Source organism: Thermodesulfobacterium hveragerdense DSM 12571 (genome assembly GCF_000423845.1).
GTDB lineage: Bacteria > Desulfobacterota > Thermodesulfobacteria > Thermodesulfobacteriales > Thermodesulfobacteriaceae > Thermodesulfobacterium > Thermodesulfobacterium hveragerdense.
The window spans coordinates 1-7,129 of the sequence record NZ_AUIT01000039.1 but is presented as its reverse complement, the minus strand read 5'-3'; the positions used below and the strand labels follow the sequence as shown (position 1 = coordinate 7,129).

At 36.0% G+C, this 7,129-nt stretch carries 9 protein-coding genes and 1 pseudogene; 3 read left to right on the top strand and 7 right to left on the bottom strand.

The window, feature by feature from the left end; translation table 11 throughout:
* Positions 1–189: 189 nt before the first annotated feature.
* Positions 190–453 (top strand): annotated as a pseudogene (locus tag G580_RS12005) (IS256 family transposase); the annotation flags it as partial.
* Here the strand turns inward: G580_RS12005 and G580_RS10650 are convergent.
* A complete protein-coding gene (locus G580_RS10650; protein ID WP_038041969.1) occupies positions 429–629 on the bottom strand; it encodes an SAF domain-containing protein in 201 nt (66 codons plus the stop codon). The pseudogene G580_RS12005 and the gene G580_RS10650 sit on opposite strands and share 25 nt — an antisense overlap.
* Positions 630–729: 100 nt before the next feature.
* A complete protein-coding gene (locus G580_RS0108485; protein WP_028841788.1) occupies positions 730–1,887 on the bottom strand; it encodes a UxaA family hydrolase in 1,158 nt (385 codons plus the stop codon).
* 360 nt (positions 1,888–2,247) lie between these two features.
* On the opposite strand from G580_RS0108485, the gene G580_RS0108480 reads away from it, so the two are divergent.
* Positions 2,248–2,622 carry a cyclophilin-like fold protein gene (locus tag G580_RS0108480; protein ID WP_028841787.1) on the top strand — a complete coding sequence of 125 codons (375 nt, stop codon included), beginning with the start codon at positions 2,248–2,250 and terminating at the stop codon, positions 2,620–2,622.
* Here G580_RS0108480 and G580_RS0108475 read toward each other — a convergent pair whose 3' ends face one another.
* Genes G580_RS0108475 through yedE form a run of 4 tightly spaced genes read right to left on the bottom strand, consistent with a single transcriptional unit; the run spans position 2,623 to position 5,366 of the window.
* On the bottom strand, positions 2,623–3,477 hold the full coding sequence (locus G580_RS0108475; protein WP_028841786.1) for an NAD(P)H-hydrate dehydratase: 855 nt from the start codon (positions 3,475–3,477) through the stop codon (positions 2,623–2,625). It lies immediately after the preceding gene.
* Positions 3,465–4,028: a putative Se/S carrier protein gene (locus tag G580_RS0108470; protein WP_083960853.1), complete on the bottom strand. Its 564-nt coding sequence runs from the start codon at positions 4,026–4,028 to the stop codon at positions 3,465–3,467. Before G580_RS0108470 ends, G580_RS0108475 begins: the two co-directional genes overlap by 13 nt.
* Positions 4,028–4,243 (bottom strand): sulfurtransferase TusA family protein, encoded by a 216-nt coding sequence (locus G580_RS0108465; RefSeq protein ID WP_028841784.1) that lies wholly within the window; start codon positions 4,241–4,243, stop codon positions 4,028–4,030. The genes G580_RS0108470 and G580_RS0108465 overlap by 1 nt, the downstream gene beginning before the upstream one ends.
* Positions 4,244–4,268: 25 nt before the next feature.
* Complete coding sequence (yedE, locus tag G580_RS0108460; protein WP_028841783.1) at positions 4,269–5,366, bottom strand: YedE family putative selenium transporter; 1,098 nt, start codon at positions 5,364–5,366, stop codon at positions 4,269–4,271.
* A 188-nt stretch (positions 5,367–5,554) separates the two neighbouring features.
* Here yedE and G580_RS10645 point away from each other — a divergent pair, with 188 nt between their 5' ends.
* Positions 5,555–6,445, top strand: coding sequence for a selenium metabolism-associated LysR family transcriptional regulator (locus G580_RS10645; RefSeq protein WP_051173316.1), 891 nt, complete (start codon positions 5,555–5,557; stop codon positions 6,443–6,445).
* On the opposite strand, the gene G580_RS10640 is transcribed toward G580_RS10645, so the two are convergent.
* Complete coding sequence (locus G580_RS10640) at positions 6,435–7,049, bottom strand: acyl-CoA dehydratase activase (protein WP_083960852.1); 615 nt, start codon at positions 7,047–7,049, stop codon at positions 6,435–6,437. The genes G580_RS10645 and G580_RS10640 overlap by 11 nt on opposite strands.
* Between the last annotated feature and the right edge of the window lie 80 nt (positions 7,050–7,129).

Genomic DNA, 7,129 nt, shown 5'->3' with positions numbered 1-7,129 from the left:
ACTTAAAACTTTTTCTAAATCTAAGTCTAAGTTTTCCATTTTACAGACCTCCTGGTTAGTTTAGTCTTTTAGGTTTTATGTTATCATTAATTTAAAAAATATTAAAAATTTTTATTATGCCTCTAAAATATTTTATTAAAAGACACAATTTATATTCTACTCCCGAAAAAGAAGGAGCATTATTTTGTTTATAAGAAATATCCTGAGGGGGTGAGGAGGTATATATACACGACGAATGTGGTTGAGAATATAAATAGCAGGATAGAGCTGATAAGGGTAAATACAGGGGGATATTTTTAATCAATCAAGACAGCAGAGGTTGCGATATACATAACAGTAAGTCGGATTCAGAAAACGAGATGGCAAAAACCACTTCCTTTAATTAAGTCTGCTTTATACGAATTGAGGCAAATGTTTGTAAAGAGATTTTATAAGGAGACACAATTCTCTTGACAAGTGTCAACTATCGCAAATTTATGGCCAAATTTAATATCTGACAACAGCGTGATCTGTAACTCTTGCTCATCTATAGTTATATACACTTCTTCCCCTGCTGATAGGTCTTTGACTGCTGTAGCAACGTTGTCCTTTTTATTAATAACGACTGCAAGGTTTCTTTTTTCAGTCATACTTGGCTACCTCCTTCTTAAGAAATATTCTCATTAAACCATCTAAAATTTTTTGAAATGTGTGTAAAAAATGGGAACCCTTGTCATTTTATATCCTTTTTTAAAAAGTAGAAATTAATTTAAACATGCCAAATTCTCTATGTTTCAATGCCTCAGCTTTTGTTAAATTTCCGTTAATAACTTCTAGCAAAAGTTTAAACAGTCTTTCTCCGGCTTCTTGGATTGTTTCTGTACCTTCGATTATAGTGCCACAATTAAAATCAATATTGTCTTCCATATTTCTGTATGTTTCGGGATTTCCGGTTATCTTGATAACAGGTGCTATTGGAGAACCAGTTGGAGTACCACGACCGGTAGTAAAGATAACAACTTGTGAACCTCCTGCTGTCATTCCAGTTATAGACTCAATGTCTTGACCAGGGGTATCCATGAAGTACAATCCCTTTCCTTGTGGTTTCTCACCATACTCTAATACTCCCTGCAAAGGTTTGGTTCCTCCTTTGTAAATAGCACCTAAAGACTTTTCTTCGATCGTGCTAATACCACCTTCGATGTTGCCCGGAGTAGGTTGCCCTCCGCGCATGTCTACCCCCATTGTTTTAGCTTTCTCTTCTGTTCTTCTAACTACCGAAATTAACCTTTCTCCTATTTCTTTACTTACTGCTCTCTTTGCAAGGATATGTTCTGCACCGATAACTTCGGCAGTTTCAGAAAATATACCTGTCCCCCCAAGGTCAATAATCTTGTCCATTACATAACCAGCGACGGGATTAGAAGCAATTCCTGAGGTTGTGTCAGACCCTCCACATTCGACAGATAAGATTAAATTTGAGATATCAACTTCTTCTCTATCGATTTTAGCAAGATCTTGTGCCATTTTACTTGCTAGCCTTGTTCCTTTTTCTATAGCCTTTAAAGTTCCTCCACTTTTCTGTATCCCTACATACTCAACAGGTTTATCTGTCTTTGCGATTTCATCGACCACTCTTTCAGCCGAAACCCCTGCACATTCTAATGACACAACAAGTACTGCTCCTACATTAGGATTTTTTCCTAATCCTATCAGTATGTTTTCAGTCAAGACAAGATCGGCTCCAATTTGACAACATCCATGTTGATTTGCAAGTGATATCGCTCCTTCTACACAAGAAGCTATCCTCTCTGCCACAGTACTCGCACAGACTACGGTAGGAATTATCAAAAGATGATTTCTTACTCCTACTTCTCCATTAGGTCTAACATAACCTTTGAATTTCATGTTTGTTCACCTCCCGATTATGTTTATCACTACCTCTTAATTTACCTTTTCTTCGTCTACAGTTTTTCCTTCTTATGTATCTTTCAGCTTTTTTTATAATAATTTTATTTATAAAAACAAAATAAGGAAAGACTTAAAATAAGGTCGGGTTTTATTAATTTTTGATATCCTGATACCCTCCTTACATATTACCTACAAACCTTATTTACAAACGATTTTATAGCTACTTGTATCGTACGTTTATAAACTTTATGAGATTAAAAAGACACTCTCCGGTTTTGAGTTCTTGTTTTTTAAGAAAGATATGTTTACATAAAAATCATAAGAATTTAATTAAATTAAACGGGAAGATGAGGTAAGATGAAGGTTAAGTTGATCTTTGACGGAAAAGAAGAAGTTTTGGCAGAATTGTTTGATACTCCCTGTGGTCAAGAAGTCTATAAAATTTTACCCATAGAATCCTATTTAAACACCTGGGGTGATGAATTTTATTTTTCTATACCTTTAGACCATCCTTTGGACGAAACAGCTACCTTAAAGGTAAAATCAGGAGACATAGGTTATTGGCCTCCAGGAAAGGCTTTAGCTATCTTTTTTGGCCCAACCCCAATTTCTGTTGACGACGAGCCTATACCTGCCAGTGAAGTAATCCTTGTAGGAAGGCTTTTAGAAGATCCAAAAAAGTTAAAAGAACTTAAAAATTCTAAAAAAATAACGATTATTCCTGTGGAATAATTAACCAGTCAGTTTTTTTAAAGCATTGGGTATAAAATCGATGATGGTTGAAATCTGAGTGGCTGGGGTAGGAGAAGCTAAGGCACCAGCCAACCTGTTAGCTTTAGCTGCTAAAATACATGCCTTTTCTGGTGGATATCCTGCATAAATCAGAGCAGAAACCATACCTGTTATAGTATCTCCTGTACCACCTATAGCTTCAAGCTCTGGAACTAAGGGTTCATCTACGGTTGCTAAAACTTCTTGGTTGTAAACCACCCAATCCTTTTCCCCTTTGACCAAAAGATAGGGTGGGGCATTTTGATATTGATATGCCCTTTTTATCAAGCTTTCTATGTCTTTTTCGTTTGAGAGAAGAAACCCTCGGGTATAAAAAGGATGAGGGGCTTTTTCATCAGCTAAAAAGGCTAATTCACCTAAGTCTGGGGTAAAAAGGTCAAAAAAGTTAGCATATCCTGCCATTTTTACCGCATACATAAAACCTGCATCAGCTATTAAAAAGGGTTTTTTAGAAAGTTTTTCTATCGAGAAGATTACTTTTAAACAGCTGTCTACTTCAGGAAGGATATAATGAAAGGTAAATACCTGAAAAGAATGTTGAAAAAGGTTTTCTGCTAAAAACTGATATAGACTCTTACTTCCTGTCCCTTTACCTATATCTCCAACCAGAAAAACTATCGGATTAGGCTTTTTAAAAACCTCCAAGGTTTTTATGGCAGAGGCGATGAGGGCAGCGGTTCCACGTTCTATAGGAATTTGCCATCGGTCTATGATAAGGTGATTATCTTTTAAAACAGGAACTCCATAAACCAAAGGAAGTGTTTCATCAGGTATAATGCCTGCTATTCCGAACATAACAGCTCTTTAGCTTTTTCATAAGCTAAATGTAAGGCATAACCACAGAGGGTGTGTCCTTTTTCCTTAGGAGGAAAGGAATTTTTCAGGTTTAATCCAATCAAAATCGAAGCCAAATAGGGGACATCAGGACATCCTCCTCCTGAAACATTAACGATGGTGAGAGTTTTCTTATCTACCGTTATTTTCATGTTAGCTGCCCTTACCATCAAATACTCTCCAAAGTCTTTTACGTGAAAAAGGTCTACAGGCTTTAAAATTTCTTCTTCAGAAAAGGAAATAAAGTCTAAAGGTTCTATTTTTCGAGTTTTTAAAAGGTTTATTATACCAGGGATTTCAACTACTGGTACTTCTATAGCCAGGTCACATCCTTTTCTAACTTCAGGAGGAGGCCCAACCACCTTTACTTTATAACCTTGTGTTTGTAAAATCCTTTCAGCTTGGATCACCTCAGAGGTGTTTTCAAAGATAAGAAGAGCCTTTTGAGAACTTTGGTTTGTTTTATCTTTTTTGTTCCTTTTGGTTGGTAAAAGTTTAGTAAGCCATTCCATCATTTTTTTATCACCAGCTTAATACTATCAGGAAGTTCTTTTATTTCAACGACATTCCATCCAGAGGTTTTAGCTGCTCTAATAACATTTTCTTTAGCTGTAGGATTATCAACCCATATTTCCAGCTCCCCTTGTCCTAAGGCTTTGATTGCTTTCAAGGTACGTAATACCGGTTCTGGACAAGAAAGTCCTCTTGCATCTACTACTTCTGGCATATTTCTCCCTCCTGAATTTTATTGTCTAAGCTTTTTTAACTCTCATGGTTAATCCTATGACTATACATACGATAAAGCCCAAAAGGATAGCCTCAGGGGTATGAGGTCCTATTCCTTTAGGAGAGGCTGCTAACCCAAAATTGTGGGCTACAGCAGCACCTACTATCATTCCCGTAGCAAAGATAGCAGCATCTCCATCTCCTTCTCCAGAAAGAAAGAGTTGTCTTCCTGGACAACCACCTGCTAAGGCAAAACAAAGTCCTGCTAAAGCCATTCCTAAAAAGTTCCATAATTGCATGGTATGAGCTATAGGTTGATTTTCAAAACCTGGATTGAACTGTCCTAAAATAAGGTTGGTTATTAATGCAGCAATAAAGAAAGAAGCAACCCCTAAGAATAGATGAAATTGCCTAAAAAGGATTACATCCCTAAAGGCACCCATGGTACAAAACCTGCTTCTTTGGGCAAGGATTCCTATAAAAAGACCGGCTAAAAGGGAGATAAAAATAGGGGCATGTTGAGATCCAGGCCCTTTGATACTAAAAAACAGAAACTCCCCTTTGTTAGTACCAGGTAAAGGACTATCGATTAAAAGTAAGACTAAACAAACTAACATCAAAAAGGGAAAGCCTAAACCAGCGGCTTTATATGGGAATCCTTGAGACCTACCAAGAGAGTATCCCATTCTGAAAAAAATAGTTCCTATAAAGATACCAAAAACCAAACCTAATAAACCAAAGATAGCGTTTAAATCTCCTCCTGCAAGCCTTAGGATGCTTCTCCAAGGACAACCCAAGAAAGTCAAAGCACCGATCATCGCAAACATCCCTAAAATAAACCTGATAAAAGGAGCAGAGCCACCCCTTGGACGATATTCTTTAAACAAAAGAGCACTTATAAAAGACCCTAAAACAAATCCGATGATTTCTGGTCTCATATACTGGACTACCTCTGCCCGATGAAAACCTAAAGCTCCTGCTATGTCCCTTTCCATACAGGCCACACAAATTCCCATGTTAGGTGGGTTTCCAAGTTTTTGAAGAATGGGAGCTAAGATTCCTATAATAGCACCTACTAAAATAATGCCCCATCTGGTAGCTAAAAAGTTACTGATGCCGTTCATCCACCCCTCCTTGGTTTATAAGTGTATTTTTGATTAAGTATTAAAAATAGAAAAAATACCGTTTTAAGTCAAATAGAAAAAATCTATCAATTTAAAAATGATTTATAGTTTTTTTCTATAAAAGATGCCCTTGTCTTTGAGTAGGTTTTTTTGTATATTCAAGGTTAAAATATTTGGGGATTGGAGAGATGTTAGATTTAAGGAAGTTAGAGGTTTTTATTAAGGTATATGAGACCCAAAGTTTTTCAAAGGCCTCTTCTGCCTTACATCTTGCTCAACCCACCATTACTCTTCATATCAAAGACTTAGAACAGGAGTTAGAGGTAAACCTCTTTGACCGAAATACCAGAAAAGTAGTTCCCAGTAAAGCTGGAAAAATAGTGTATCGTTACGGGAAAGAGGTTTTAAACATACTCAAACAGATGGAAAAAGAGTTAAAACTTCTAAAAGATGAAAAGGTAGGTTTGATAGAAATAGGTGGTAGCACCATACCAGGCCAGTATATACTCCCTAAGGTTATAAAAAGTTTTAAAGAAAACCATCCTAACATTTCAGTTTTTTTGAAGGTAGGAGATAGCAAAGAAGTAATAGAGAAGGTCTTGGTAAGAGAAATCGATTTTGGTATGGTAGGTGCTGTTTTTGCTAACAAAGATTTGGTTTTCTTGCCTTGCTATGAAGATGAAATAGTTCTTATTGGTCCTCCAAATTTTACTAAAGACGAAATAGGGTTAGATGATTTGTATCATATTCCTTTGTTAAAACGTGAAGAGGGTTCAGGTACATGGAAAAATTTCTTAGAGGCTTTAGATAAAAAGGGAATAGATTGGACCAAGCTTAACATCATAGGAGAGATGGGGTCTACAGAGGCGATAAAAGAAGCGGTAAAGTCAGGCCTTGGTTTTGGTTTTGTATCTTCTTTAGCCGTAGAACTTGAAACCTCTTTTAAACTTTTAAAAGTAGTAAAGATTAGAAATTTTACGATAAAAAGAAAATTTTACATAGTTTATCCTAAAATGACAAAGTTTTTACCGATAGAACATAAATTTTTGGACTTTATAAAAGCTTTTTCTAACGTTTAACCTGAGAAAATCCGAAAATTCCTGCCCCTATAGCCCCTAAAAAAGGAGATTCCTCAGGAGTAATCACCCTAATTTTTAGCTGTTTTTCTAAAAACTTTTTTAAATTTTTATTTGAAGAGCATCCTCCAGCAAAAATAAGATCTTCAGTCACAGTAATTCTTTTTAGCATAGATACCACCTTGTAGACTATTGCAAAATAGATACTTTTTAAAATCTCTTCTCTGGGCACTCCTTGGGCTATGAGCGAAATAACCTCTGATTCAGCAAAAACCGTGCAAAGACTGCTGATTTTTATCTTGACTTCATCGTCGAGGTCTAACTGGTTTAACTCTTCTATTTCAAATCCTAAAGCTTTACACATTATTTCTAAAAATCTACCTGTCCCAGCTGAACAACGGTCGTTCATCTCAAACTTGACTACCTTACCTTTTTCATCAAGGCTTATAACTTTAGTGTCCTGGCCTCCTATGTCTAAGATAGTTCTCACCTTAGGATGTATAAAATGGGCCCCTATAGCAAAGGCTTTGATTTCAGAAAGGATGATACAGTTTGAAAAGTTATTATTTATAAGGTTCCTTCCGTATCCAGTAGGGGAGTAGAATATAAATTGTGTCTTTTAATAAAATATTTTAGAGGCATAATAAAAATTTTTAATATTTTTTAAATTAATGATAACATAAAACC